General features: G+C 72.5%; 22 protein-coding genes. 16 read left to right on the top strand and 6 right to left on the bottom strand.

Going from position 1 to position 25,925, the window contains the following annotated elements; all coding sequences use genetic code 11:
• Positions 1-86: 86 nt before the first annotated feature.
• Together Q9R28_RS04280 and Q9R28_RS04275 are read left to right on the top strand one after the other, a co-directional pair.
• Positions 87-1,100 carry an NAD(P)H-dependent glycerol-3-phosphate dehydrogenase gene (locus tag Q9R28_RS04280; protein ID WP_066658371.1) on the top strand — a complete coding sequence of 338 codons (1,014 nt, stop codon included), beginning with the start codon at positions 87-89 and terminating at the stop codon, positions 1,098-1,100.
• 32 nt (positions 1,101-1,132) lie between these two features.
• Positions 1,133-2,230, top strand: coding sequence for a D-alanine--D-alanine ligase family protein (locus tag Q9R28_RS04275; protein ID WP_311205532.1), 1,098 nt, complete (start codon positions 1,133-1,135; stop codon positions 2,228-2,230).
• A gap of 44 nt (positions 2,231-2,274) precedes the next feature.
• Here Q9R28_RS04275 and Q9R28_RS04270 read toward each other — a convergent pair whose 3' ends face one another.
• Positions 2,275-2,760 (bottom strand): DUF3515 family protein, encoded by a 486-nt coding sequence (locus tag Q9R28_RS04270; protein ID WP_251159674.1) that lies wholly within the window; start codon positions 2,758-2,760, stop codon positions 2,275-2,277.
• A 34-nt stretch (positions 2,761-2,794) separates the two neighbouring features.
• Here Q9R28_RS04270 and thiL point away from each other — a divergent pair, with 34 nt between their 5' ends.
• Entirely contained in the window at positions 2,795-3,787 is a 993-nt protein-coding gene (gene thiL, locus Q9R28_RS04265; RefSeq protein WP_311205558.1) for a thiamine-phosphate kinase, read from the top strand.
• 65 nt (positions 3,788-3,852) lie between these two features.
• Here thiL and Q9R28_RS04260 read toward each other — a convergent pair whose 3' ends face one another.
• On the bottom strand, positions 3,853-4,413 hold the full coding sequence (locus tag Q9R28_RS04260; protein WP_066654862.1) for an RsmD family RNA methyltransferase: 561 nt from the start codon (positions 4,411-4,413) through the stop codon (positions 3,853-3,855).
• Positions 4,414-4,536: 123 nt separating this feature from the next.
• On the opposite strand from Q9R28_RS04260, the gene Q9R28_RS04255 reads away from it, so the two are divergent.
• The 7 genes from Q9R28_RS04255 to Q9R28_RS04225 all read left to right on the top strand — a co-directional run bounded on the left by Q9R28_RS04255 (position 4,537) and on the right by Q9R28_RS04225 (position 13,671).
• On the top strand, positions 4,537-6,729 hold the full coding sequence (locus Q9R28_RS04255; protein WP_311205557.1) for an ATP-dependent DNA helicase RecG: 2,193 nt from the start codon (positions 4,537-4,539) through the stop codon (positions 6,727-6,729).
• A gap of 26 nt (positions 6,730-6,755) precedes the next feature.
• Positions 6,756-7,250, top strand: a complete 495-nt coding sequence (coaD, locus tag Q9R28_RS04250; protein WP_066654861.1) for a pantetheine-phosphate adenylyltransferase — start codon at positions 6,756-6,758, stop codon at positions 7,248-7,250.
• 70 nt (positions 7,251-7,320) lie between these two features.
• Entirely contained in the window at positions 7,321-7,911 is a 591-nt protein-coding gene (locus Q9R28_RS04245) for a DUF177 domain-containing protein (protein WP_066654860.1), read from the top strand.
• A 43-nt stretch (positions 7,912-7,954) separates the two neighbouring features.
• Positions 7,955-8,158 carry a 50S ribosomal protein L32 gene (gene rpmF, locus Q9R28_RS04240; protein ID WP_058728177.1) on the top strand — a complete coding sequence of 68 codons (204 nt, stop codon included), beginning with the start codon at positions 7,955-7,957 and terminating at the stop codon, positions 8,156-8,158.
• A gap of 14 nt (positions 8,159-8,172) precedes the next feature.
• Complete coding sequence (rnc, locus tag Q9R28_RS04235; protein ID WP_066654858.1) at positions 8,173-8,898, top strand: ribonuclease III; 726 nt, start codon at positions 8,173-8,175, stop codon at positions 8,896-8,898.
• Positions 8,899-8,902: 4 nt separating this feature from the next.
• On the top strand, positions 8,903-9,874 hold the full coding sequence (gene mutM, locus Q9R28_RS04230) for a bifunctional DNA-formamidopyrimidine glycosylase/DNA-(apurinic or apyrimidinic site) lyase (RefSeq protein ID WP_311205531.1): 972 nt from the start codon (positions 8,903-8,905) through the stop codon (positions 9,872-9,874).
• Between the two features lie 32 nt (positions 9,875-9,906).
• Complete coding sequence (locus Q9R28_RS04225) at positions 9,907-13,671, top strand: AAA family ATPase (RefSeq protein ID WP_311205530.1); 3,765 nt, start codon at positions 9,907-9,909, stop codon at positions 13,669-13,671.
• 186 nt (positions 13,672-13,857) lie between these two features.
• Here Q9R28_RS04225 and Q9R28_RS04220 read toward each other — a convergent pair whose 3' ends face one another.
• Positions 13,858-14,883: a TerC family protein gene (locus tag Q9R28_RS04220; RefSeq protein WP_066654849.1), complete on the bottom strand. Its 1,026-nt coding sequence runs from the start codon at positions 14,881-14,883 to the stop codon at positions 13,858-13,860.
• Between the two features lie 214 nt (positions 14,884-15,097).
• On the opposite strand from Q9R28_RS04220, the gene ftsY reads away from it, so the two are divergent.
• Genes ftsY through Q9R28_RS04200 form a run of 4 tightly spaced genes read left to right on the top strand, consistent with a single transcriptional unit; the run spans position 15,098 to position 18,915 of the window.
• Positions 15,098-15,967, top strand: coding sequence for a signal recognition particle-docking protein FtsY (gene ftsY, locus Q9R28_RS04215; protein ID WP_058748735.1), 870 nt, complete (start codon positions 15,098-15,100; stop codon positions 15,965-15,967).
• On the top strand, positions 15,964-17,334 hold the full coding sequence (locus Q9R28_RS04210) for a hypothetical protein (protein WP_144411318.1): 1,371 nt from the start codon (positions 15,964-15,966) through the stop codon (positions 17,332-17,334). The genes ftsY and Q9R28_RS04210 overlap by 4 nt, the downstream gene beginning before the upstream one ends.
• Positions 17,331-18,701, top strand: coding sequence for a hypothetical protein (locus tag Q9R28_RS04205; RefSeq protein WP_066654844.1), 1,371 nt, complete (start codon positions 17,331-17,333; stop codon positions 18,699-18,701). Before Q9R28_RS04210 ends, Q9R28_RS04205 begins: the two co-directional genes overlap by 4 nt.
• 55 nt (positions 18,702-18,756) lie before the next feature.
• The gene (locus Q9R28_RS04200) at positions 18,757-18,915 is read left to right on the top strand and encodes a DUF4175 domain-containing protein (protein ID WP_137767577.1); all 159 of its coding nucleotides are present in this window, start codon (positions 18,757-18,759) and stop codon (positions 18,913-18,915) included.
• Between the two features lie 98 nt (positions 18,916-19,013).
• Here the strand turns inward: Q9R28_RS04200 and lipA are convergent, their stop codons facing one another.
• Both lipA and lipB read right to left on the bottom strand, forming a co-directional pair.
• Positions 19,014-19,997 carry a lipoyl synthase gene (gene lipA / locus Q9R28_RS04195; RefSeq protein ID WP_251159679.1) on the bottom strand — a complete coding sequence of 328 codons (984 nt, stop codon included), beginning with the start codon at positions 19,995-19,997 and terminating at the stop codon, positions 19,014-19,016.
• Positions 19,994-20,677, bottom strand: coding sequence for a lipoyl(octanoyl) transferase LipB (lipB, locus tag Q9R28_RS04190; protein ID WP_374109578.1), 684 nt, complete (start codon positions 20,675-20,677; stop codon positions 19,994-19,996). Before lipB ends, lipA begins: the two co-directional genes overlap by 4 nt.
• A 95-nt stretch (positions 20,678-20,772) precedes the next feature.
• On the opposite strand from lipB, the gene ffh reads away from it, so the two are divergent.
• Positions 20,773-22,329, top strand: a complete 1,557-nt coding sequence (ffh, locus tag Q9R28_RS04185; RefSeq protein ID WP_311205529.1) for a signal recognition particle protein — start codon at positions 20,773-20,775, stop codon at positions 22,327-22,329.
• A gap of 71 nt (positions 22,330-22,400) precedes the next feature.
• Here the strand turns inward: ffh and Q9R28_RS04180 are convergent, their stop codons facing one another.
• On the bottom strand, positions 22,401-23,531 hold the full coding sequence (locus Q9R28_RS04180; RefSeq protein ID WP_311205528.1) for a glutamate--cysteine ligase: 1,131 nt from the start codon (positions 23,529-23,531) through the stop codon (positions 22,401-22,403).
• Positions 23,532-23,610: 79 nt separating this feature from the next.
• On the opposite strand from Q9R28_RS04180, the gene Q9R28_RS04175 reads away from it, so the two are divergent.
• Complete coding sequence (locus Q9R28_RS04175) at positions 23,611-25,761, top strand: FAD-dependent oxidoreductase (protein WP_311205527.1); 2,151 nt, start codon at positions 23,611-23,613, stop codon at positions 25,759-25,761.
• Positions 25,762-25,925 lie beyond the last annotated feature (164 nt).

The following is a 25,925-nucleotide window of genomic DNA, read 5'->3' as shown; positions in this document are numbered from 1 at the left end:
GCTCGGGCCTGCGCCCGCACGACGACCACCCGGACCCCGCCGTGGCAGCCCCAGGCGCCGTCGACACCGCAGCCATCCGCGTGGTCATGCAGTCCACCGACAAGCCGCGCGTCGCCGTCATCGGTGCGGGCAGCTGGGGGACCACCTTCGCGAAGGTGCTGGCCGAGGGCGGTGCCGACACCGTCGTCTGGGCACGTCGGCCCGAGGTCGCACGGGAGATCACCGAGACGAAGCGGAACTCCGACTACCTGCCGGGCATCAACCTGCCGCGCACGCTGACCGCGTCGACGTCGCTGTCCGCGGTGCTCGACGGCGCCGAGCAGGTGTACGTGTCGGTGCCGTCGCAGACGCTCCGCTCGAACCTGTCCGCGATCGCGCCGCTGCTGCCCGAGGGCGTCCCCGTCGTCAGCCTGATGAAGGGCGTCGAGAAGGCCACGGGCCTGCGCATGAGCGAGGTCCTGCACGAGGGCCTCGGCATCGACCGCGACCGGATCGCGGTCGCGAGCGGACCGAACCTGGCGCTCGAGATCGCCCGCCGGCAGCCGACCGCCGCGGTCGTGTCGTCGACGTCGCTCGAGACCGCGACCGCGGTGGCCGCGGTCGCCACGAACCCGTACTTCCGCTCGTTCACGAACACCGACGTCATCGGCACGGAGTTCGGCGGCGTGCTGAAGAACCTCATCGCGGTAGCGATCGGCATCGTCGACGGCGTCGGCTACGGCGAGAACACCAAGGCGTCGATCATCACCCGCGGGCTCGCCGAGATGACCGACTTCGCGGTGTCGCTCGGTGCGCAGCCGTCGACGCTGTCCGGGCTCGCCGGCCTCGGCGACCTGATCGCGACCTGCCAGTCCCCGCTCTCGCGGAACAACACGGCCGGCCGCCTGCTCGGTCAGGGGTACCGCTTCGACGAGGTCGTGCGCCAGATGAACCAGACCGCGGAGGGCCTGGCATCGGTCGCCCCGATCCTCGAACTGGCGGCGGCGAACGGCGTCGACATGCCCATCGTCGGCCAGGTGGCCGAGGTCCTCGCCGGTAGGCTCGACCCGCGCAACATCGCGCCGCACCTCACCGAGACCGACGAGCCGCAGGGCGAGTGACCGGTCCGGTCCCGACCACCAAGGGGACTGCCATGCCCACGATCGCTCCCGCTCCCACGACCGTCGCCGTGCTGTTCGGCGGCCGGTCCAGCGAGCACGAGATCAGCTGCGTGACCGCCGGCGGGATCATGGACGTCGTCGATCGCTCGGTCTACGCGGTCGTGCCGATCGGCATCACGAAGGAGGGCGCCTTCACCCTGCAGTCCGACGACCCGGCACAGTGGGCGCTCCGGGACGGCGCGCTCCCCGTCGTGCCGGACAACGGCACCCGTGTGGCGTTCCCCACGTCGCCGGCCACGAACGAGCTGGTCGTGTCGCACCCGGACGGCTCGGTCACGACGATCGCGGTCGACGTGGCGTTCCCGATCCTGCACGGTCCGTTCGGCGAGGACGGCACGGTCCAGGGGCTCCTCGAGGTCGCCGGGCTGCCGTACGTCGGCGACGGCGTCCTCGCGAGCGCCCTGGCGATGGACAAGCACACCGCGAAGGCCGTGCTCGAGCACGCCGGGCTGCGGGTCGCGCCCTGGACGACCGTGCTCCGCCGGCAGTGGTCGGCCGACCCCGACGGCGTCGCCGAGGCCGTCGCGGTGCACGGGTGGCCGCTCTTCGTGAAGCCCGCCCGCGCCGGGTCGAGCATGGGCGTGTCCCGGGTCGACGAGCCGTCGCAGCTCGCGGCCGCGATGGACCTGGCGTTCGAGCACGACGCGAAGGTGATCGTCGAACCGCGCGTCGTCGGGCGCGAGGTCGAGGTCGCGGTGCTCGAGGGCCGCGACGGTGTCCCGCGCACGAGCCTGCCGGGCGAGATCGTCGTGGCGGAGGACGGTTTCTACGACTTCGCGTCGAAGTACCTGGGCGGCGACGAGGCGCTCCTCTGCCCCGCGCCCCTGACCGCCGACGAGACCGACGCGATCCGGTCGATCGGTGCACGGGCGTTCGAGGCGATCGGCGGTGCGGGTCTCGCGCGCGTGGACTGCTTCCTGACCGACGACGGCTTCGTCGTGAACGAGGTCAACACCATGCCGGGGTTCACCCCGCTGTCGATGTACCCGCGCTGCTGGGCGGCGTCCGGGATGTCCTACGGCGAACTCGTCGCCGAGCTCATCGAGCTGGGACGGGGCGCCGTCCGCTGACGTCCGGCGTCGCGTGCGGCAGGCCGTGCGCGCCGCACGCGTCGTCAGCCCTGGACGTCCGAGGGGTCGAGGCAGCGGTGTCCGTCCTCCGGCAGCGTCGACACGACGTCCGACAGGTCCTGCACCACCTGGTTCGTGGTCTTCGTCGAGTCGATGACGACCTGCACCGCGGGGGAGCGACCGAACGTCGTGTAGACGACCTGCTCGCCGCGGTCGTCGCGGATCCAGTCGACCCCGCCCTTGCTGAAGCACGGCAGGTCGGACACCGTCGGCACCGCGACGCCGCAGTGGTAGAGCGCTGCGGCCGGGTCGCCCCACGCGGCCGTCGACTGCGCGTTCGTGTTCCGCAACGGCAGGTCGTTCCCGACGGTCGTGGGGAGGCGGACCTGCACGGCTGCGCACGCGGCGGTGTCGGCGGACGGAGCGGGTGCCATCGACACGGCGTTCGTGCACCCGGTCAGCCCGGCGGCGAGTGCCACGGCGACACCCGCGATCGCGGTCCAGCGGAGGGGTCGGCGCACGGTGTCCATCGACGTCCAGGCTACCGTTGCGGACGTGGACGAGATGGACGACGCCTGGACCGGACCGACCGTGGGACAGCTGGGGGAGCTCGCCGTGCTGGACCGGATCGTCCGTCGACTGCCGGCGGGTGCACCGGACGTCGGTCCCGGTGACGACTGCGCCGTCGTCGCGGCCCCGGACGGCCGGTTCGTCGTCACGACGGACATGATGGTGCACGGGCCCGACTTCCGGTGGGCGTGGTCGTCGCCGGCGGACGTCGGGTGGAAGGCGGCAGCGACGAACCTGTCCGACGTCGCAGCGATGGGCGCGACGCCGAGCGGACTCGTGATCGCCCTGGCCGCGCCGCAGGAGACCCCCGTCGCGGTGCTCGAGTCCTTCGCGGACGGGGTGCGGGCTGCCGTGGACGAGCTCTGCCCGGGCTGCGGCGTGGTCGGCGGGGACCTGTCGACCTCGGCCGTGTTCACGGTCTCGGTGACGGCGTTCGGCGACCTCGGTGGGCGAGCGCCGGTGCTCCGCTCGAGTGCACGTCCCGGCGACGTCCTCGCGGTCTCGGGGGAGCTCGGCCGCGCCGCTCGTGGCCTCGCACGGCTGTTCCGCGACGGCGTCGACGCGCACGGAGAGCCCTCGCGGTCGGCGACCGTCGCGAGCGGCGCGGACACCGACCCCGACGTGGACCGGCAGCGACGCCCGGTCCCGCCGATCGCCGACGGTCCGCTCGCGGCCACGGCCGGGGCGACCGCGATGCTCGACCTGTCCGACGGGCTGGCGATCGACGCCGGGCGGCTCGCCCGGGCCAGCTGGGTGACGCTCGACCTCGATGCCGACGGTGTCGCGGGCGCCGACGACCTCGCACTGCACGGCGGCGAGGACCACGGCCTGCTCGCCACCTTCCCGCCCGGCGTGACGCTGCCGGGCGGCTTCCGGCGCATCGGCGCGGTCGTCGCCCGCGGCGGCGCGGACCTGGTGCGCGGAGGCGAGCCGGTCCCGACGACCGGGTGGGACCCGTACGCCGACTGGGACGGCGCCGCGGGCTGACCGTCGGAGCCGCGCCGGGCCTCCCGGACGCCCGCGTCCGACCGCCCGCGTCCGCACGCCCCGCGTCAGGCCGGGGTGACGGCCTCCCACGCCACGGTCTCGCCGTAGCTGCGCTTGCTGAAGGGCTCCAACCCGGCCGGCCACGTCGGCTCCGGCGACCGCTTGCTCCGCTCGACGACGACCACCGCGCCCGCCGTCAGGCGCGGCACGAGTGCTTCGAGCACGTCCGCGATCTCCTGCTCGGCGACCTCGTACGGCGGGTCGACGAAGACGAGGTCGAAGGTCCGCACCGTGCTCCGCAGGTAGCCGAGCGCCGGCTGGGGCTGCACGTCGATCCGCACCCCCGGCACCCGCTGCTGCACGGCCTTCGCGTTCGCCCGGCACGCCTGCGCGGCAGCGGACGCGCGGTCGACGAGCACGACCTCCGCCGCCCCGCGGGACGCCGCCTCGAGCCCGAGCGCGCCCGTCCCGGCGTAGAGGTCCGCGACCGAGGTGCCCTCCACGAGCCCGCGCGCGCCGAGCGACGAGAACAGGGCCTCGCGCACGCGGTCGCTCGTCGGCCGGGTGCCGGACTTCGGCACCCGGAGCGTCGTGGAACCGGCGGCGCCGGCGATGATGCGGGTCATGCAGCCACCGTAGCGGCGTGCACGGTCTCCACAGGCCGGACGGGAGGCGCGCGGTGCGTCGGACCGGCCCGGTACCGTGGTCGCGTGGTCACCTCCGACACCCCCGACACCGAGGCGCCGCCGGTGCGGCCCGACCTCGGCCCCGCGCCCCTCGACGCCCGGCTGGGCGGGGTCCTCGGCGGACGGACGGCGAAGGCGATCGAGAAGGCCTTCGGGTACCGCACCGTCGGTGAGTTCCTCGAGCACGCACCCCGGCGGTACGCGGAGCGCGGCGCCCTGACCGCGCTCGACTCGCTCGCGATCGGCGAGTCGGTCACGATCGTGGCCGAGGTCATCGACGTGCGCGAACGGACCATGCGCGCTCGACGCGGCTCGATCCTCGAAGCGAAGATCGGTGACGGCAAGGGTCTGCTCACGCTCACCTTCTTCAACCAGGGGTGGCGCACGAAGGACCTCGTGCCCGGTGCCCGTGGGATCTTCGCCGGCAAGGTCGGCGACTACCGGGGTGCGCGGCAGCTCGCCCACCCGGACTACGAGCTGTTCGACCGCGACGACCCCCGCGCGACGGCGGACCCCGAGGACGAAGAGGCGATCCGCTGGTCACGGCAGCCCATCCCGATCTACCCGGCGACGGCGTCGCTGACCTCGTGGCAGATCGCGAAGGCGATCGCCGTCGTCCTCGACACCCTGCCCGACGTGCCCGACCCGATCCCGGCATCCGCGCGAACGCGACTCGGCCTGGTGCCGTTCCGCCGAGCACTGGAGCTCCTGCACCGTCCGGAGAAGGTCGCCGACGTCAAGCGCGCGCAGGACGCGCTGCGCTACCGCGAGGCGTTCGTGCTGCAGACCGCCCTCGTGCAGCGGCGCATCGCTGCCCGGGCGACCGCTGCCACCCCGCGTCGGGCGGCGCCCGGCGGGACCCTCGAGCGTTTCGACGCCTCGCTGCCGTTCACCCTGACCGACGACCAGCAGGCGGTGGGGGCCGAGATCGCGCACGACCTGGCGGGGGACTGGCCGATGCACCGGCTGGTGCAGGGCGAGGTGGGCTCCGGCAAGACCCTGGTCGCGATCCGGGCGATGCTGACGGTCGCCGAGTCCGGTGGGCAGTCGGCCCTCATCGCCCCGACCGAGGTGCTCGCGGCGCAGCACCTCCGGTCGATCGTGAAGTTCCTCGGGCCCGACCTGGCGGCCGAGCTCCGGCCGGTCATCCTGACGGGCTCGCAGTCGACCGACGAACGGCGCCGGGCACTGCTCGCGGCGGCATCCGGCAGCTCACGGCTCGTCGTCGGCACGCACGCGCTGCTGGGCGACCGGGTCGACTTCGCGGAGCTCGGCCTGGTCGTGGTCGACGAGCAGCACCGGTTCGGCGTCGAGCAGCGCGAGGCCCTGCGGACGAAGGGCGCGACCCCACCCCACGTGCTCGTCCTCACCGCGACGCCGATCCCGCGCACGGTCGCGATGACGGTGTTCGGCGACCTCGACGTGTCCACCATCACCGGGCTGCCGTCGGGCCGTGCCGGGGTCGAGACCTTCGCCGTCGGGCTGGCCGAGCACCCCGGGTGGGAAGGGCGCATCTGGACCCGGATGGCCGAGGAGCTCGCCGACGGGCGCCAGGCGTTCGTGGTCTGCCCGGCGATCGACGACGCCCACGCCGAGGACGACGGCGGCCCCGAGCCCGTCGAGGGTGACACGCCGAAGCACGCCCCGGCGACGGTGCTCGCGACGGCCGAGCGGATGCGCGCCATGCCGGTCCTGCAGGACCGAAGGATCGAGGTCCTGCACGGGCGGATGACCGCGGACGAGAAGGACCGCGTCATGACGTCCTTCGCGGCCGGCGACGTCGACGTGCTCGTCGCGACGACCGTGATCGAGGTCGGCGTGGACGTGCCGAACGCGTCGATGATGGCGGTGCTCGACGCCGACCGCTTCGGGGTCTCCCAGCTCCACCAGCTGCGCGGTCGCATCGGTCGTGGGCAGTACGCCGGGGTGTGCCTGCTCGTGACGACGGCCGAGGCCGAGACGACCGCACGCGAGCGCGTCGACGCGGTGGCGGCGTCCGACGACGGCTTCGAGCTCGCCCGCGTCGACCTGGAGCTCCGGCGCGAGGGCGACGTGCTCGGCGAGCGGCAGTCCGGCGGCCGGTCGTCGCTGAACCTGCTCCGCGTCGTCGAGCACGCCGACCTCATCGTCGACGCACGCGGCGAGGCCGAACGCGTGCTCGAGCCCGACCCCGAGCTGCGGGACCACCCCGCCCTGCGCGAAGCCCTGGCACGGCGGCTCGACGAGTCCGACGCCGCGTTCCTCGGGAAGAACTGACGCCGGCGGCCGGTAGCGTGACGGACATGGCCCAGATCGCCGTCGTCCCCGGATCCTTCGACCCCGTGACCCTCGGGCACCTCGACGTCATCGGGCGTGCTGCTCGGCTGTTCGACGAGGTGCACGTGCTCGTCGTCCACAACCCGGACAAGCAGCCCGCGATGTTCGCCGCCGCCGACCGGGTGCGGTTGATCGAGCAGTCCCTCGTCGAGACCGGGGCGCCGGACAGCGTCCGGGTCGGGGAGTGGACCTCCGGCCTGCTCGTCGACTACTGCCGACAGGTGGGTGCGGGTGTGCTCGTGAAGGGTGTGCGCTCGGGCGAGGACGTCGCGTACGAGACCCCGATGGCCATCATGAACCGGCACCTGGCCGACGTCGAGACGGTCTTCCTGCTGCCCGAGGCGTCGCGGGCGCACGTCTCGAGCTCCCTCATCCGCCAGGTCGCGACGCTCGGGGGCGACGTGACGCCCTACGTGCCCGTCGTCGTCGCGGACGCGCTGGCCGAGCACCTCGGGCGCTGACACGCCGCGTCCCGGGCGTCCTCGACGTCCGCAGGAGATCGCGGTAGACTCGTCGATCGTGTCTTCCCCCGTGAACAGCCCCTTCGCCCTGCGCGTGCGCGACCTCGCGCACCGGCCGGGCGAGATGCGCGAGCACTCGCTCGACGTCGAGGTGCCGGACGCGATGGGCGCCGGCGTCATCGCCGTGCGCGAGGGCGCCACGCTGCAGCTCGACGTGAAGCTCGAGGGCCTGCACGAGGGTGTCCTGGTCTCCGGACACGCCTCGGCCGAGGCCACGGGGGAGTGCTCGCGCTGCCTCATCGACATCAGCGAACCGGTCGAAGTCGACTTCGCCGAGCTGTTCGCGTACGATGTCTCGGAGGATTTCGACTTCTTCGTTCACGATGACCACGTGGATTGTGAACCGGTCGTTCGAGATGCGGTAGTGCTGGCGCTGCCGTTCCAGCCGGTCTGCCGGCCGGACTGCCCCGGCCTCGACCCCGTCACGGGTGAGCGGCTGGCCGACCTCGGCGAGGTCACCCCGCGCGAGGTCGTCGACCCGCGTTGGGCCGCGCTGAGCGGCTTCCGGGGCGCCGACGCGGACAGCACCGACGCCGACAGCACCGACGCCGACGACAGCACCCCCACCCAGAGCCCCGAGGGCGACGGCCGCACGGCCTGACGCACCTCGACCCTGACCACCGACCAACCGAAAGAGAACCACCATGGCCGTTCCCAAGCGCAAGCAGTCCCGTGCCAACACGCACGCCCGTCGTTCGCAGTGGAAGGCCGCGCCGGTCCAGCTCGTGAAGACGATCGAGAACGGCAAGGTCACCTACAGCCTCCCGCACCGCGCGAAGGTCGTCGAGGACTCGGCCGGCACCGCCCTGTACATGGAGTACAAGGGCCGCAAGGTCGCCGACGTCTGATCGGACCGGACCACATGACAGCGACGTCCGGCGCCACGGGGTCCCGCCCCGTGGGGCCGGACGTCGTTCGTCTGCAGGGCATCCTCGACGTCCAGATCGACGCCGAGCTGCTCCAGCTCGCCCTCACGCACCGCTCGTACGCGTACGAGCACGGGGGCATCAAGCACAACGAGCGCCTCGAGTTCCTCGGGGACTCCATCCTCGGCCAGGCCGTGACCGTGAAGCTCTTCCGGTCGTTCCCCGACCTCGACGAAGGTGAGCTCGCCAAGCGGCGCGCCAGCCTCGTCTCGACGGTCGCCCTGGCCGAGATCGCCCGCATGATCGGGCTCGGCTCCTACCTGCGCCTCGGCAAGGGCGAGGAGCAGACCGGCGGCCGGGGCAAGGCGTCGATCCTGGCCGACACGGTCGAGGCCGTCATCGGTGCGACGTTCCTGTCCGCGGGCCCCGACGCCGCGACGGACCTGGTGCTGCGACTGGTCGAGCCGCTGCTCGTCGACCCGGACCGCTTCGGCGCCGCCATGGACCCGAAGACGAGCCTGCAGGAGCTCGCCGCGAGCCTGTCCCTCGGCAACCCGGCCTACCGGGTGACCGAGGAGGGCCCCGACCACGACAAGACCTTCCACGCGACGGTCGTGCTGCAGGGCGAGGACGTGTCGACGGGGTCCGGCACCAGCAAGAAGACCGCCGAGATGGCCGCCGCGCTCGAGGCGTGGACGCGGCTCTCCGGCCGGGCGGCCTGACCGCGTGCCCGAACTCCCCGAGGTCGAGGTCGTCCGCGCCGGCCTCGAACCCGCCGTCACTGGTGCCCGCGTGCTGCACGTCGACGTGGTCGACGACCGCGCACTCACCCGGCACGACGGCCCGGCCGAGGACTTCGCCGAACGCCTGACCGACCGCACGATCGCCGCGGCCGTGCGCCGTGGCAAGTTCATGTGGTTCCCCCTCGTCCCCGAGCGCGACGGCGACCGACCCGAGGCACTCGTCACCCACCTGGGGATGTCCGGTCAGGTCCTGCTCGGCCGCGACCGACCGGCCGCGAAGCACCGCCGCATCCTGATCGACGTGCAACCGACGGGGACCGACCGCGACGGCCGTCCCGAGCAGCCGGTCGCGCTGGAGTTCGTCGATCAGCGGACCTTCGGGTCGATGGCGATCGACGCGATGGTGCCGACCGTCGACGGGGCCCCGGCCGGGTCCGCCGGTGCGGTCGACGCCCACGACCCCGACGCGCCGTGGCGGAGGAGCATCCCGACCCAGGTGTCGCACATCGCCCGGGACCCGCTCGACCCGGCGTTCGACGACGACCGCTTCGTCGCGATGGCGCGGAAGCGTTCCAGTGGCATCAAGCGCGTCCTGCTCGACCAGGGCGTGGTGAGCGGCATCGGCAACATCTACGCCGACGAGTCGCTCTGGGCCGCGCAGCTGCACTTCGACCGTCCGGCCGACCGCCTGCCGCGGGCCGACCTGCACCGGCTCCTGGCCGAGGTCCGCACCGTGCTCGCCCGTGCCCTCGAGGACGGCGGGACGAGCTTCGACGCGCAGTACGTCAACGTGAACGGGCAGTCCGGGTACTTCTCGCAGCGTCTCGCGGTCTACGGACAGCAGGGGAAGCCGTGCCCGCGCTGCGGCACGACCATCGTGCGCGAGGCCTTCATGAACCGGTCGAGCCACCGGTGCCCCGTGTGCCAACCCGCTCCGCGCCGACGCAGGCGTTAGCCTGACGCGCAACCGAGCACCCGGAGACCCGCATGTACTTGAAGAGCCTGACCATCAAGGGGTTCAAGTCCTTCGCGCAGCCGACGACGTTCGCGTTCGAGCCCGGCGTCACCTGCATCGTCGGCCCGAACGGCTCGGGCAAGTCGAACGTGGTGGACGCCCTCGCCTGGGTGATGGGGGAGCAGGGCGCGAAGACCCTCCGCGGCGGCAAGATGGAGGACGTCATCTTCGCGGGCACCTCGACGCGCGGTCCGCTCGGTCGCGCGCAGGTGCTCCTGACCATCGACAACACCGACGGCCTGCTGCCGATCGAGTACTCCGAGGTGACGATCGCCCGCACGCTCTTCCGGAACGGTGGCAGCGAGTACGCCATCAACGGCGAGAACTGCCGGCTGCTCGACGTGCAGGAACTCCTGAGCGACACCGGGCTCGGTCGCGAGATGCACGTGATCGTCGGGCAGGGCCAGCTCGACAAGGTGCTGCACGCCACGCCGGAGGACCGCCGCGGCTTCATCGAGGAGGCCGCCGGGATCCTCAAGCACCGGCGTCGCAAGGAGAAGACGCTCCGCAAGCTCGACGCCATGCAGACGAACCTGACGCGGTTGTCCGACCTCGCGGGGGAGATCCGTCGGCAGCTGAAGCCGCTCGGTCGGCAGGCCGAGGTCGCGCGCAAGGCGCAGTCCGTCGCCGCGGTGGCCCGCGACGCCAAGGCCCGCCTCCTGGCCGACGAGGTCGTCCGGCTGCGCCGTGAGCTCCACGAGCACCAGGAGGTCGAGACGGGCCGGAAGTCCGAGCGCATCGTCCTGCAGGAGCGCCTCGACCAGACCCGTGCCCGGCAGCAGCAGGTCGAGCAGAGCATGGTCGGTGACGCCGTCGACCGCGCCCGGACCGTCGTGCACCGGCTGGAGAGCGTGCAGGAGCGGCTCCGCGGGCTGTCGAGCCTGGCGAACCAGCGCCTGATGTTCCTCGCCCAGCAGGCCGACGCGCCGCAGCAGGGCCCCACGATCACGCCGGAGCGGGTGCAGGGCGTCCGTGCCGAGGCGGACCGGCTCGAGGCCCGTGCCGCCGAGATGGCAGCCGGGTCCGGGGCAGCGGCGGCGGCCGTCGAGCAGGCGCGGGCCCGCCTGGACGCCCTCGACGAGCAGATCGCCGCGCAGGCCGCGCTCGTCTCGCAGCACGACCTCGAGGCCCAGCGCCTCCGCAACGCCGTGGACGTGCAGCGGTCGCGCCGCGCCTCCGTCGTCGCGGACCGCGAGCGCCGGACCCGGGCGCTGGCCGAGGCCGAGGACCGAGCGGCCCGTGCCGCCGGGGCCCTGCACGACATCGGGGACGACCCCTCCGCCGGGGTGGACGCGGACGCACTCGCCGGCGCGCACGACACGGCGCGGCAGCGGCTCGAGGCAGCGCAGACGGCGCGCGAGACCCTGCGCGACCAGCTCCACGCCCTGGAACGCGAGCGCGACGCACTCGACGCCCGGGTCGCGGCCCTCGGCATGTCGATCGACGTCCGGGACGGGTCGCAGGCGGTGATCGACGCCCGGCGCGAAGGCGTGCTCGGTCGCCTCGCCGACGCGCTGACGGTCGAGCCCGGGTTCGAGGCCTCGATCGCCACAGCGCTGGACGGGCTCGCCGACGCGGTCCTCGCCACCGACCGCGGCACCGCCCTCGCCACGGTCGCCCACGCGCGCGGCGCCGACCTCGGCCGCGTGGACGTCGTCGTCGCGGACGCGGAGCTCGACGGGCCGGGGCTCCCCGCGTCGCTGCCGCCGGGCGTGCGTCCGGCCCTCGACGTGGTGCAGGGGCCGACCGCGATCACCGCGGTGCTCCGCGGGACGCTGGTCGCGGTGGCGGACGACGTCGACCTGGAGGCCGTGCTCGCCGCCGCCCCGCACGCGACGGTCGTCACGCGGTCGGGTGACCTCGTCCGCACCGTCCGGGTGACCGGCGGTGGCGCGCGCACGGTCTCCCGCATCGAGCTCGTGGCGGAACGCGACGACGCGCGGGCCCGCCGTGACGCGGTCGCGGCGGACGCGGCGGACGCGGCCACGGGCCTCCAGGCCGCTCGCCAGGAGGTCGAGGACGTGCGCCGCCGTGCCGACGAGGCCGATCGCGCGCTGCGCGCGCACACCGCGGCGGTCGCCGACTACGACCGCTCCAGTGCCGCGGTCCGCGCCGGGGCGGAGAACGCCGCGGCCGAGGTGGAACGTCTGCGCGCCGCCCTGGGCGAGACGGACGGTGCGGTCGAGGCGGTCGACGCCGCGCTGGCCGGGGCCGAGGACGCGCTGCGGGGGTTCGAGGAGCGACCGCGACCCGTCGTCGACGCGTCCGGGCGCCCGGCGCTGCAGGACGCCGTCGAGTCCGCGCGGGCCGCGGAGATCGAGCAGCGCATCCAGGTGGAGACCGTGCGGGAGCGGGCCCGGTCGGAGCGGAACCGTGCGGCCGGTCTGCAGCGGCAGCTCGAGGCGGAGCGTGCGGCTGCGGAGGAGGCAGCGCGGCTCGCGGTGATCCGGCGCGGACAGATCGCCGTCGCCGAGGGGGTGCTCGCCGACCTGCCGGGCGTGCTCGGCGCGGTCGACCGGTCGCTCGCCGAGGCCCGGGTGCAGCTCGCGACCGAGGAGGCCGAGCGCACGAAGCGGAACACCGAACTGCAGGTCGTCCGCAACGAGGAGCGCGAGCTCCGCGAGCGGCTGCAGACCATCACCGACGGCGTGCACTCGCTCGAGATGGAGATCTACGAGAAGAAGCTGCACGTGTCCGGCGTGCTCGACCGCGCGCAGAGCGACCTCGGGCTGAACGAGGCCGTGCTCGTCGCGGAGTACGGGCCGGACGTGCCGGTGCCGGTGGACGTCCTGGTCGACCCACGGGTGCTCGCGCGTCGCCACCGCGAGGCCGACCGGGCACGGGCGGCGGCGGAGGCCGCAGCGGCGCCCGATGCGGACGCTCCCGATGGCGACGCCGCCACGACCGCCGTCGCCGATGTCGACGCCGATGTCGATGTCGACGCCGACCTGCCCGGGCTCGTCGACGCCGAGTCGACACTGCCCGGCGGTCCGGCGCTGCCCGAGCTCGACACCACCGACGAGGTCGACCCCGCCGACGTCGAGACGGTGCCGTACGTCCGCGCGGAGCAGGAGCAGCGGCTCGCGGCGGCGGAGCGCGACCTCGGCCGGCTCGGCAAGGTGAACCCCCTCGCGCTCGAGGAGTTCCAGGCGCTCGAGCAGCGGCACGCCTTCCTCGCGGAGCAGCTCGACGACCTGCAGAAGACCCGGACCGACCTCCTCACCATCATCGAGGAGCTCGACACGAAGATGCAGACGATCTTCGAGGCGGCGTACAACGACACGAAGGCCGCGTTCGACGTGATCTTCCCGATCCTGTTCCCGGGCGGCACGGGATCGATCACGCTGACGGACCCCGACGACATGCTCGCGACGGGGCTCGACGTCCAGGTGAAGCCAGCGGGCAAGAAGATCGACCGGTTGACGCTCCTGTCGGGCGGTGAACGCTCGCTCGCGGCGGTGGCCCTGCTCGTGGCGATCTTCACCGCCAGGCCGTCGCCGTTCTACATCATGGACGAGGTCGAGGCGGCGCTCGACGACGCCAACCTCGGGCGGCTGCTCACCGTGTTCGAGCGACTGCGGGAGTCGTCGCAGCTCATCGTGATCACGCACCAGAAGCGCACGATGGAGATCGCCGACGCGCTGTACGGCGTCTCGATGCGGCAGGACGGCGTGTCCGCCGTGGTCGGCCAGCGTGTGCAGCGGCGCGAGCCCGCGGACGCGGCCGCGGTCGCGTAGCGCGCCCGCGCCCGGCCCGCGTCGCGCTGGCGCGCTGGCGGCCGCACGGCGAGACTCGGCTCGGCGGGCACGTTCGTGACGGGGACACCGCGAAACCGTCCGCTGGGGCGAGTCTCGGGGTGCGGAGACGGACGGGAGGCGCGGTGCCAGCCGGCACCGCGCCTCCCGTCCGCCACGTGGTCGCGACTACTTCGCGTCGGCCTCCACGGCCTCCTTCGGCTCGCCCGTCGGGGTCAGGCCGCGCTCCTGGCGCTTCTTGGAGACGATGAGCGAGGCGGCCGTGGCCACCGCGATCGTCAGCGCGATGAAGCTCAGCGAGAACCAGATCGGGATCTCCGGGGCCCACTCGATGTGCTCGCCGCCGTTGATGAAGGGCAGCTCGTTGACATGCATGGCGTGGAAGACGAGCTTGACGCCGATGAAGGCGAGGATGACCGCCAGGCCCTGACCGAGGTAGATGAGGCGCTCGAGCAGCCCCGCGATGAGGAAGTACAGCTGACGCAGACCCAGCAGGGAGAACGCGTTGGCGGTGAACACGATGAACGCGTCCTGCGTCAGACCGAAGATCGCGGGGATCGAGTCCAGGGCGAACAGCACGTCGGTGAGGCCGATCGCGACCATGACGAGCAGCATCGGGGTGAACAGGCGCTTGCCGTCGACACGGGCCGTGAGCTTGTCACCGTGGTAGTCGTCCGTGGTCGGGATGATGCGACGCAGGACACGGATGAGCTTCGAGTCGCCCTCGGTCTCGTCGTGCCCGCCGCCCTTCGCCTGCGACCAGGCGAGCCAGAACAGCAGCGCGCCGAACAGGTAGAAGACCCACGAGAAGTTCTCGATGATCGTGACGCCGAGGGCGATGAAGACGCCTCGGGCGACGAGGGCGATCGCGACGCCGACCAGCAGGACCTTCTGCTGGAACTCCTTCGGCACCGCGAAGCTCGACATGATGATGAGGAAGACGAACAGGTTGTCGACCGACAGGGCCTTCTCGGTCAACCAGCCGGCGAAGTACTCGCCACCGGCCTGACCGCCGCCGAAGACCAGGATCCCGACACCGAACAGGATCGCGAGCCCGACGTAGAACGCCGACCAGAACGCGGACTCCTTGATGTGCGGGACGTGCGGGGTCCGCACGTGCGAGTAGAAGTCGAACACCAGCAGCGCGAGGATGCCCGCGATGGTGAGGAGCCAGACGAAGAGGGGAACGTCCAATGGATGTCCTTCAGGTTCGGGGCGTCCCGCGGAGCGGGTACGCCGATGCCTGAAGGTCTCCTCCGCCGTGTCGACCGACTGGTCGGACACGACCGGCGTCCCGGGTCTGGATCGTCCCAGACCGTACTGACGGGTGCGCCGCGCGGGAGTACTCCCCTTCAGGACCCGAGGATACCGGGCGCAGCGTCCACTGGTCGCGCCCTAAGCTGGGAGCATGGCGAGTTCCTGGTCACTGTCCACCCGTCTGCGCGGCCTGTTCCAGCGGAAGACCATCGACGAGACCACGTGGGACGATCTCGAGACCGCGTTGATCGGTGCGGATTTCGGCCCCGACATCGCGGACGAGGTCATCGAGGACCTCCACGCCCGCGTCGACCGGTACGGCACGACGGACCCTGCCGACCTGCAGCGCATGCTCCGCGAGGTGCTCGAGGAGCGCCTGTCGAAGCTCGACACGACCCTCAAGCTCAGCAACCGCCCGGCGGTCGTGCTCGTCGTCGGCGTCAACGGCGTCGGCAAGACCACGACGATCGGCAAGTTCGCGAAGTTCCTCAAGACCTACGACCGCACGGTCGTGGTCGGCGCGGCGGACACGTTCCGCGCGGCGGCGGTCGAGCAGGTCGCGACGTGGGCGCAGCGCGCCGGGGTCGAGGTCGTCCGACCGGCGCAGCCCGGCCAGGACCCGGCCTCGGTGGCGTACCAGACGGTCGAGAAGGCCATGCGCGACGGCACCGAGATCGTCGTGATCGACACCGCCGGCCGACTGCACACCAAGGCCGGCCTGATGGACGAGCTCGGCAAGATCAAGCGCGTCGTCGAGAAGCAGACCGAGATCGCCGAGGTGCTGCTCGTCCTGGACGCCACCACCGGGCAGAACGGTCTCGCCCAGGCGCAGGCCTTCATCGAGGGTGCCGGCGTCACCGGACTCGTCATCACCAAGCTCGACGGATCGGCCAAGGCCGGCTTCGTGCTCAGCGTGCAGGAGAAGACCGGCATCCCCATCAAGCTCATCGGGCAGGGTGAGGGCATCAACGACCTCACCGGCTTCACCCCGCACGTCTTCGTCCAGAACCTGGTCGGTTGAGCGCCGTGGTGTCGTCCGCGACCGCGCCGTCCACGACCGGCGGGCGAGGGACCCGACCGCCGGCCACCGTCTCGGTGCTCGAGGTCGTCGTGATGTGCGTGGTCGCGGTCGGGCTGACGATCGGCAGCCTGCTGCACAAGCTGCAGTGCGCCGCCCCCGGGGTCGACTTCGTGACCGCCACCCGCAAGGCCTGCTTCGCGGACACCGTGAGCCTGTTCTCCAGTCGCGAGCTCGCGTCGCACGTGTTCCCGTACGTGCAGCCGCTCGGCGAGAACGGGCTGCCGCCGGGGAGCCTCGAGTACCCGACGCTCAGCGGGATCTGGGCGTGGCTGAGCGCGCTGCCGGTGAGCTCGCTGCACGGGTTCCTCGTGGTCACCGCGCTGACCTTCGTGCCCGTGGTCGTCGTCACCGTCGTGGCGCTGGCCCGCGTCGCCGGACGCCGGGCGTGGTTCTTCGCGGCCACGCCGCCGCTCTTCCTCTACGCGCTCTACAACTGGGACCTGCTCCCGGTGATGTGCACGGTCGTCGCGATCGCGGTGGCGGTCTGGTGGCCGGCCGGGCGGTCGCTGGTGTGGCGGGCCGTCGTCGTCGGTGCGCTGTTCGGTCTCGGCGGTGCCTTCAAGCTGTACCCGCTCGTCTTCGTCGCGCCGTTCGTCCTCGCCCTGCTCGTCGACGCGACCGCGTCGTGGGGCGATCGCGTGCGCCGTGCCCTCGGCGCGGTGGCGGGCTCGGTGGGCGTGGTCCTCGTGGCGAACCTGCCGTTCGTGCTCATCAACGCCGAGTCGTGGTTCTCCGTGATCCGCTACCAGGGCATCCGGAACATCGACGGGGCGACGCTCTCGGTCTGGTACTACGCCTTCCAGCCGTGGTCGGCCGAGGACTCGCCCGCGTTCCAGCACACGCTGAACCTGCTGGCGACCGGAGCGACGGCGGTGGCACTGCTCGCGGTGCTGGTCACCGGGTTCGTCCTCGGGGTCCGTCGCGGTCGCATGCCCTGGATCGAGACCAGCGCGGCGCTCCTCTGCGCCTACCTGGTCGCGAACAAGGTGGACTCGCTGCAGTACGCGCTCTGGCTCGCGCCGTTCTTCGTGTTCGTCCGGATCCGCAGCGGTTGGGTGATCGCCTACCTGGCCGCGAACACGCTGCTCTTCGCCGGGTGGTTCCGGCACATCTACCTGCAGGCGATCGGGACCACCGTGCGGACCTACGCGGACGAGGCGATGTCGATCGGTGTCTGGGCGCAGATCGTCCTGCTCCCGATCCTGGCGGTCGTGTTCCTGCGCAGCCGGGCGGTGGACCGCGACGACGAGGTGTCGGTGGTGCACGGAGCGCCGGAGCCGCAGCGGACGCCCACGCCGAGCGCGTGAACACGCGCGCGATCGCCGGCAGCAGCAGCGTCCGTCCGGCCGGCGGGGTCGCCGCCGTCGAGCTCGTCGTGATGTGCGTGGTCGCCGTCGGCCTGACCGTCGGGAGCCTGTTCCAGAAGCTGCAGTGCGCGGGCGAGGGTCTCGACCTGGCGTACGTGACACGACACGCCTGCCTCGGCGACACCCTGAGCCTCTGGGGCATCCGCGACCTCGCATCGCACGTCTTCCCCTACGTCGGGCCGCTGACCACCCGCGGCCTGCCGCCCGGCACGCTCGAGTACCCGACCCTCACCGGGCTGTGGGCCTGGCTCAGCGCCCTGCCGGTCGGGTCCAGCCGCGGGTTCCTCGTGGTGACGGCGCTCACGTTCGTGCCGGTGGTGGTGGTCGTGACCGTCCTCCTCGCCAGGATGGCCGGCCGGCGCGCGTGGATCTTCGCCGCGACACCGCCGCTGTTCCTCTACGCGCTCTACAACTGGGACCTGCTCACCGTGGTGTGCACGACCGCGGGCGTCTTCGCCGCGGTGCGGTGGCCGGCCGGACGTGCGCCGGTGTGGCGTGCCGTCGTGGTGGGCGCGCTGTTCGGACTCGGCGGAGCGTTCAAGCTGTACCCGCTCGCGTTCGTGGCACCGTTCGTCCTCGCACTCCTCGTGGACGCCGGGCCGTCCTGGCCGGACCGGGTCCGTCGTGCCGCCGGGGCGGTGGCCGGCGCGCTCGGCGTGGTCCTCGCCGCGAACCTGCCGTTCGTGCTCGTCAACGCCACGTCGTGGTTCTCCGTGATCCGCTTCCAGGGCACCCGGGACATCGACCCGAGCACCCTGTCGGTCTGGTACTGGGCGCTGCAGCCGTGGTCCGCGCAGAGCAGCCCGGAGGTCCAGCTCCGACTCAACCTGCTCTCGACGGCGGCGACCGCCGTGGCCGTGCTGGCCGTGCTCGCCGTCGGTCTGGTCATCGGGCTCCGGCGCGGCCGCATGCCCTGGATCGAGACGAGCGCGGCGCTGCTGTGTGCGTACCTCGTCACGAACAAGGTCGACTCGCTGCAGTACGTGCTCTGGTTGACGCCGTTCTTCGCCGTCGTGCGGATCCGCCTCGGGTGGGTGGTGGCCTACGTGACCGCGAACCTGCTGCTCTTCGTCGGGTGGTTCCACTCGTTCGCGCTGAAGGCCGTGGGTGTCTCCGCCCGGACCTGGGCGGACGAGGCGCAGACCATCGGGATCTGGGGGCAGATCGTCCTGCTGCCGATCCTGGCGGTGGTGTTCCTGCGGAGCCGTGCGGTGGACCGCGACGCGGACCGCCCGGGGCCGGATCCCCGACCGGGGGCAGCTGCCGGGCTCCGTGCTCGGGGAACGGCGTCGCCGGCTCGCGAGTAGTGTCCGCTTCGGCCCGGGCGTCCGCTCGGTCTCGTTCCAGGGATTGGAGACCCTCATGCCCGCACTGCTGATCATCGCGATCATCGTCGGCCTCGTCCTGCTCTTCAGCGGCATCTTCGTCGGTGCGCTGAAGTTCCTGCTCTGGGTGGGCATCGTGCTCATCCTGCTGGCGGTCATCGGCTGGCTCCTCCGGAGCATCCGCGGTCGCGCGTAGCGTCGGCCGGTCACGTCGGACGTGACCACGGACAGACGGGAGGCCCGGTACCAGCTGGTACCGGGCCTCCCGTCCGTCCGTCGGTCGCCGGATCGGCGCTACACGGCCTGGCGACCCGGGGTCGCCTCGAGCAGGTGGGCGAGGTGCGGCGGCACCGTGCCGCCGCGCGCAACGGTGGCGCGCGCCCACAGCCGGCCCGCCCGGTAGGACGAGCGCACGAGCGGACCGGCGAGCACACCCGCGAAGCCGATGTCCTCGGCGATCTCGCGCAGGTCGACGAACTCCTCCGGCGTCACCCACCGCGCGACGGGCAGGTGCCGCGGCGACGGACGGAGGTACTGCGTCAGCGTGATGATGTCGGTACCCGCCTCGTGCAGCTGCTCGAGTGCGTCGACGACCTCGTGCCGTTCCTCGCCCATGCCGAGGATGAGGTTCGACTTCGTCACCAGGCCCGCGTCGCGGCCCTGCGTGAGGACGTCGAGCGAGCGCTCGAAGCGGAACGCGGGCCGGATGCGCTTGAAGATGCGCGGCACGGTCTCGACGTTGTGCGCGAAGACCTCCGGGCGGGCGTCGAACACCTGCCCGAGCTGGTCGGGGCGGCCGTTGAAGTCCGGTACGAGGATCTCGACGCCGGTGCCGGGGGAGTGCTCGTGGACCTGTCGGATGGTCTCCGCGTAGAGCCAGGCGCCGCCGTCGTCGAGGTCGTCCCGGGCGACCCCGGTCACGGTCGCGTACTTGAGGCCCATCGACACGACCGAGTCCGCCACACGCCGGGGTTCGCCCCGGTCGAGCGGGCTCGGCTTACCGGTGTCGATCTGGCAGAAGTCGCAGCGCCGGGTGCACTGCGAGCCGCCGATCAGGAAGGTGGCCTCCCGGTCCTCCCAGCACTCGAAGATGTTCGGGCAGCCGGCCTCCTGGCAGACGGTGTGCAGCTGCTTGTCCCGGACCAGTACGGAGAGGTCCCGGAACTCCGGGCCCTGCGTCGCGCGGGTCTTGATCCAGGCGGGCTTCGTCTCGATGGGTGTCGCGGCGTTGCGGGCCTCGACCCGGAGCATGCGGCGGCCGTCGGGGGCGAGGGTCATGCGGCGACCTCCTGTCGCGTGGTGCTGCTGATGCGGTGACCGGCGTGCATGCCGTCGACCGCCTGCTGGATCCGCGGCCCGACGAGGGCGGCGACCTCGTCGACCGTGACGTGGCGGCCGGTCGCGCGGCTGAGGGTGGTGACGCCCGCGTCGGCGATGCCGCACGGGACGATCGCGCCGTAGGGGGCGAGGTCGTTGTCGCAGTTGACCGCGATGCCGTGGCTCGAGACGTGCTCGGCGACGTGCAGGCCGATCGCGCCCACCTTGTCGTGCGGGCCGCCGCCCGGTCGGGGCACCCAGACACCGCTGCGCCCGTCGACCCGTCCGGCGGTGACCCCGACCGAGGCCGCCGCGTCGAGGACGACCTGCTCGAGGTCGCGGACCCAAGCGACGACGTCGAGCGGGTCGGCGAGCCGGACGATCGGGTAGGCCACGAGCTGCCCCGGCCCGTGCCACGTGATCCGTCCGCCCCGGTCGACGTCGATGACCGGGGACCCGTCGGTCGGCAGGTCAGCGGCTTCGGTGCGGCGCCCGGCCGTGTAGACGCTCGGGTGCTCGCAGAGCACGACGACGCCGGGGGAGCGGCCGGCGACGACGTCGGCGTGGAACGACCGCTGGACGGCGAGGCCCTCCTCGTAGTCGAGGAGCCCGGGCCAGCGGATGATCTCGAGCTGGGGCACGTCGAGCACGCTACCCCGGTTCCTGGACGCAGTCCAACAACCGGTTCGTGGGCGGTCCGGGGCGGTCGGAGGTGGCCCTGTAGAATCGTCGGACCATGGCACAATTCGGCTCACTCTCCGATCGGCTGACCGAGACCTTCCGCAACCTGCGGAGCAAGGGTCGTCTGTCCCCGTCCGACGTCGACGGCACCGTCCGCGAGATCCGCCGGGCCCTGCTCGACGCGGACGTCGCGCTCGAGGTCGTCAAGGCCTTCACCGCCTCGGTGCGGGAACGTGCGCTCTCGGACGAGGTCAACAAGGCGCTCAACCCCGCGCAGCAGGTCGTCCAGATCGTCAACGAGGAACTCGTCGGCATCCTCGGCGGCCAGCAGCGCCGACTCGAGTTCGCGAAGCGACCGCCGACCGTGATCATGCTCGCGGGCCTCCAGGGCGCCGGCAAGACGACGCTCGCGGGCAAGCTCGGCAAGTGGCTCAAGAAGGACGGCCACACGCCGATGCTCGTCGCGGCGGACCTCCAGCGTCCCAACGCCGTGCAGCAGCTCCAGGTCGTGGGCGAGCAGGCCGGCGTGCACGTGTTCGCTCCCGAGCCCGGCAACGGCGTCGGCGACCCGGTCAAGGTCGCGAAGAACGCGATCAAGGCCGCGGTCGACCAGCAGTACGACACCGTCATCGTGGACACCGCCGGTCGACTCGGTGTCGACGCCGAGCTCATGAAGCAGGCGGCGAACATCCGCAAGGCCGTCGACCCGGACGAGGTCCTGTTCGTCATCGACGCGATGATCGGTCAGGACGCCGTCGCGACCGCTCGCGCCTTCCAGGAGGGCGTCGACTTCACCGGTGTCGTCCTGTCCAAGCTCGACGGCGACGCCCGCGGTGGTGCAGCCCTGTCGGTCGCCAGCGTCACGGGCCGCCCGATCATGTTCGCGTCCACGGGCGAGGGGCTCGACGACTTCGAGCCGTTCCACCCGGACCGCATGGCGAGCCGCATCCTCGACCTCGGCGACATCCTGTCGCTCATCGAGCAGGCGCAGTCCGCGTTCGACGAGGACGAGGCGCGCAAGGTCGCCGAGAAGATCGCGACCGACTCGTTCACGCTGAACGACTTCCTCGCGCAGATGCAGCAGCTCCGCAAGGCCGGCTCGATCAAGGGCATGCTCGGCATGCTCCCGGGCGCGAAGGGCATGCGCGAGGCGCTCGACAACTTCGACGAGAGTGAGATCGTCCGGACCGAGGCGATCATCCAGTCGATGACGAAGCAGGAGCGCGAGCTCCCGAAGCTCCTCAACGGCTCCCGTCGACTCCGCATCGCGAAGGGCTCCGGCACCACGGTGACCGAGGTCAACGCGCTCGTCAACCGCTTCGAGCAGGCAGCGAAGATGATGCGCACGGTCGCCCGTGGTGGCGTGCCGCAGATGCCGGGCATGGGGCCGATCCCGGGCATGCACGGCGGCAAGAAGAAGCAGCAGCAGGGCGGCGCCAAGAAGAAGAAGGTCGGCAACCCCGCCAAGCGCGCGGCGCTCGCATCGGGTGCGGCGGCGCAGCCGCAGCAGCAGGCACCCACCGGGTCCGGTCTCGGACTCGGCGGTCCGAGGGGCGGCAAGGCGCCCACCGAGGAAGAGCTGGCCAGCCTGCAGAAGTTCCTCGGCCGCTAGACGCGACCCATGACGGACGGGAGGCCCGGTACCAGCTGGTACCGGGCCTCCCGTCCGTTCCGTGGTGTCGTCTAGAGCGACTCCCGCAGCTCCGTCACCAGGTGGCGGACCACCGCGCGGAGGTCCCCGCCGTTCTCCTGCGCCACCCGCAGCTGCCGCTGGTACGACGCGCCGTCGGCGATCATCGTGTCCAGGTGGTGCAGCTCGTGCTGGCAGCCCAGACGGTCGGCGATCGGGTCGAGCCGCTGGACCAGGTCGTGGACCTCGTCGGTGACCAGGCGCTCGTGGCCGGCGGCGTCGGTGATGATCTCGGCCTCCATGCCGTATCGGGCCGCGCGCCACTTGTTCTCGCGGATGAACCACGGCTGCATCGACGGCAGCGTCTCGCCGCGGTCGAGGCGGTCCGAGAGTGCGGTGACGAGGCACTGGACGAACGCGGTCACGGCACCGACCTCGTGGAGGGTCGAGATGCCGTCGGACACGCGGTTCTCGAGCGTCCCCCACCCCGGCGACGGGCGGATGTCCCAGCGCAGGTCCTTGAACCCGTCGATCACACCGGTCTTCGTCAGGTCGTCGACGACGGTCTCGAAGCCGGTCCAGTCGTCGATGCCCGGCGGCAGGCCGCCGGTGGGGAGCTGCTGGAACATGAGGGCACGGTTCGAGGCGTACCCGGTGTCGGTCCCGCCCCAGAACGGGCTCGACGCGGTGAACGCCTGCAGGTGCGGGACGTACGCGAGCATCGCGTTCATGATCGGGACCGCCTTGTCGCGGTCGTCGATCCCCACGTGCACGTGCACGCCCCAGATGAGCATCTGCCGACCCCACCAGCGCGTGCGGTCGATCAGCGTGGTGTAGTGCTCGCTGTCCGCCGTGATCTCCTGCTGGTCCCACTGCGCGAACGGGTGGGTGCCGGAGCACATCACCTGCGCGTCGAGCGGTTCGGCGGCGTCGATCACCTCGCCGATGATGCCCGCGAGCTCGCTCGTCGCCCCACCGACGGTGTCGTGCACCCCCGTGACCACCTCGACGGTGTTCGTGAGGAGTTCCTCGGTCACCCGGTCGGGATCGCCGAGGCGCTCCTGCACGGCGGAGAGCACGGCGGGGGCACGGGGCGCGAGGTCGCCGGTGCCGCGGTCGACCAGCGGGAGCTCCCACTCGACGCCGAGGGTCGACGGGCGGGACTCGGTGAAGCGGATGTCCATGGGGCCATCCTGCCCGTCGGCTTGGAGGGTCGGCACAAGGAGTTCGGTCCCGGGCACGTCGTCCGGCAGAGTGGTCGCCATGAGCAGCGTTGCCGTGCCCGACCTCGCAGTCCTCTCCTCGTCCTGGGACCTCGGACCGCTCCACCTGCGGAACCGGGTGGTGATGGGGTCGATGCACACCGGGCTCGAGGTCCTCGACGACGGCGGTGCCGCGATGGCCGCGTTCTACCGCGAGCGCGCGGCGGGCGGCGTCGGCTGCATCGTCACCGGCGGGATCGCGATCAGCGACGAGGCCCGTGGTGGTCCGGACTTCGCGGTGTTCGGCACCGGGGGCGCGGACGAACGGTTCCGGGTCGCCGTCGCGGCCGTGCACGACGAGGGCGGAGCCGTGCTCGCCCAGCTCTTCCACGCCGGCCGGTACGCCCTCGCGAACGGCCTGGTCGACCGGTACGGCCGACCCCAGCGCGTGGTGGCTCCGTCGGCGCTGCCGTGGGCGGCGGCGCGCGGGGTCCAGCCGGTCGCGCTCACCGATGCCGAGGTCCGCCGGACGATCGACGACTTCGCCGCCGCCGCCCGGTCTGCCGCGGCGATCGGCTTCGACGGCGTCGAGATCATGGCGTCCGAGGGCTACCTGGTCAATCAGTTCCAGTCGCCGCTGACGAACCTCCGCGACGACGACTGGGGTGGGGACGCCGAGCGACGCCGCCGCTTCGCGATCGAGGTCGTCCGGGCCGTCCGCACCGCCGTGCCCGACCTGGCCGTCACGATCCGGCTGTCCGGTGCCGACCTCATGCCCGGGTCGACGACGGACGCCGAGGTCGACGCGCTCGTGCACGACCTGCTGCCGCTGGGCCTCGACGGGATCTCGGTCGGCATCGGTTGGCACGAGTCGCGCACGCCGACCGTGCAGGCCGCGGTGCCGCACGGCGCGTGGCTGGCGTACGCCGAGCGGGTCGCGGGCGTGGTCCGCGAGTCCGCGCACCCCGAGGTGCAGGTGATCGCGTCGAACCGGATGACCGACCTGCGCGACGGTGAGGCGGTGCTCCGCGGCGGGCAGGTCGACGCCGTCGCGCTCGCCCGTCCGTTCCTCGCGGACCCGGACATCGTCCGCCGGTCGCTCGACGGCCGCTTCGACCTGGTGAACACCTGCATCGGCTGCAACCAGGCGTGCCTCGACCACTCCATCGTCGGACGGCCCGTGTCCTGCCTCGTGAACCCCCGCGCCGGCCGCGAGCTGACCATGCCGCTCCGGCCGACCGTCGAGCCGAAGCGCGTCGACGTGGTCGGCGGTGGCCCGGCCGGGCTGGCCGCCGCGGTGGACGCCGCGCGGCGCGGGCACGCCGTGACGCTGTGGGAGGCGACCGACGCCCTCGGCGGGCAGTTCGCCCTGGCCGCGGCGATCCCCGGCAAGGAGGACTACGCCGCGACCGTCCGGGCGGCGCGCGCCGAGCTCGACGACCGCGGGGCGACCGTGCACACCGGCCGTGCCGCCACCGTCGCCGACCTGCTCGACAGCGACGCCGTGGTGCTCGCGGCAGGGGTCGTGCCCCGCGTGCTGGACGTCCCGGGCGCCGAGCTGCCCCACGTGGTGTCCTACGAGGACGCCCTGCGCGACGGGGTCCCGCCCGGCACCGTCGCGGTGGTCGGCGGCGGCGGCATCGGGGTCGACACGGCGGCCTTCCTGGTCGAGTCGCCCGACGAGGCGGTGCGCGCGGCGGAGTTCGCGGCGCGGTGGGACGTCACCGTCGCCGACGACGTGGTCGGCGACGTCCCGCAACGGCTTCCCGCGGTGGCACGGACGCTCCGCCCCGGCGCCGACGTCACGGTGCTCCGTCGGTCCGGGAAGTTCGGCCAGGGGATCGGCATCACCTCGCGCTGGGTGGCGGTCGGACGACTGCGCGACGCCGGGGTGCGGATGGTCGGCGGGGTGCAGGAGTACCTGCGCATCGAGCCCGGGACGCTGTGGATCCGGGACGAGGACGGTCGGGAGACCGCGGTACCGGCCGACCACGTCGTCGTGTGCGCCGGGCAGGAACGTGCACCCGCGGTCGAGGGCGACGAGGCCGAGGACGCGTCGGGGGTCGCCGTCGCAGGGGGAGGGCTCGCACCGGGCCTGGCTGCCGCGGGGGTGCCGTACGCCGTCGTCGGCGGTGCCCGGGACGCCAGGAGCGTCGACGCGGTCCGTGCCACGAGCGAGGCGATCGAGGCCGTGCGCGCCCTCGCACCGTGACGACACGGCGGCCACGGCGCGTCCCGGCTCGCTTCTCCGGCGGAAACCTGCAAGAATGAACGGTCGAATCGCGTCTGCTCGACCCTCTATCCAGCAGGTCGCGACTTCCTTCGAGCTTCCACCGCGCGTGCCCCCACGCCCGCGGTTCCGGTTCAACCACAACA

Source organism: Curtobacterium sp. BRD11 (assembly GCF_031844345.1).
Lineage (GTDB): Bacteria > Actinomycetota > Actinomycetes > Actinomycetales > Microbacteriaceae > Curtobacterium.
The sequence above is the reverse complement of the archived record's forward strand: the minus strand, read 5'-3'. Positions and strand labels throughout refer to the sequence as shown.

Bases quoted from the DNA above. Each gene is read 5' to 3' on its own strand.
- coaD (WP_066654861.1), top strand. From the start codon at position 6,756: ATGGCCCAGATCGCCGTCGTCCCCGGATCCTTCGACCCCGTGACCCTC.
- Q9R28_RS04275 (WP_311205532.1), top strand. From the start codon at position 1,133: ATGCCCACGATCGCTCCCGCTCCCACGACCGTCGCCGTGCTGTTCGGC.
- ffh (WP_311205529.1), top strand. From the start codon at position 20,773: ATGGCACAATTCGGCTCACTCTCCGATCGGCTGACCGAGACCTTCCGC.
- Q9R28_RS04200 (WP_137767577.1), top strand. From the start codon at position 18,757: ATGCCCGCACTGCTGATCATCGCGATCATCGTCGGCCTCGTCCTGCTC.
- Q9R28_RS04180 (WP_311205528.1), bottom strand. From the start codon at position 23,531: ATGGACATCCGCTTCACCGAGTCCCGCCCGTCGACCCTCGGCGTCGAG.
- Q9R28_RS04260 (WP_066654862.1), bottom strand. From the start codon at position 4,413: ATGACCCGCATCATCGCCGGCGCCGCCGGTTCCACGACGCTCCGGGTG.
- ftsY (WP_058748735.1), top strand. From the start codon at position 15,098: ATGGCGAGTTCCTGGTCACTGTCCACCCGTCTGCGCGGCCTGTTCCAG.
- Q9R28_RS04175 (WP_311205527.1), top strand. From the start codon at position 23,611: ATGAGCAGCGTTGCCGTGCCCGACCTCGCAGTCCTCTCCTCGTCCTGG.
- rnc (WP_066654858.1), top strand. From the start codon at position 8,173: ATGACAGCGACGTCCGGCGCCACGGGGTCCCGCCCCGTGGGGCCGGAC.
- thiL (WP_311205558.1), top strand. From the start codon at position 2,795: ATGGACGACGCCTGGACCGGACCGACCGTGGGACAGCTGGGGGAGCTC.
- Q9R28_RS04270 (WP_251159674.1), bottom strand. From the start codon at position 2,760: ATGGACACCGTGCGCCGACCCCTCCGCTGGACCGCGATCGCGGGTGTC.
- rpmF (WP_058728177.1), top strand. From the start codon at position 7,955: ATGGCCGTTCCCAAGCGCAAGCAGTCCCGTGCCAACACGCACGCCCGT.
- Q9R28_RS04280 (WP_066658371.1), top strand. From the start codon at position 87: ATGCAGTCCACCGACAAGCCGCGCGTCGCCGTCATCGGTGCGGGCAGC.
- Q9R28_RS04225 (WP_311205530.1), top strand. From the start codon at position 9,907: ATGTACTTGAAGAGCCTGACCATCAAGGGGTTCAAGTCCTTCGCGCAG.
- lipA (WP_251159679.1), bottom strand. From the start codon at position 19,997: ATGACCCTCGCCCCCGACGGCCGCCGCATGCTCCGGGTCGAGGCCCGC.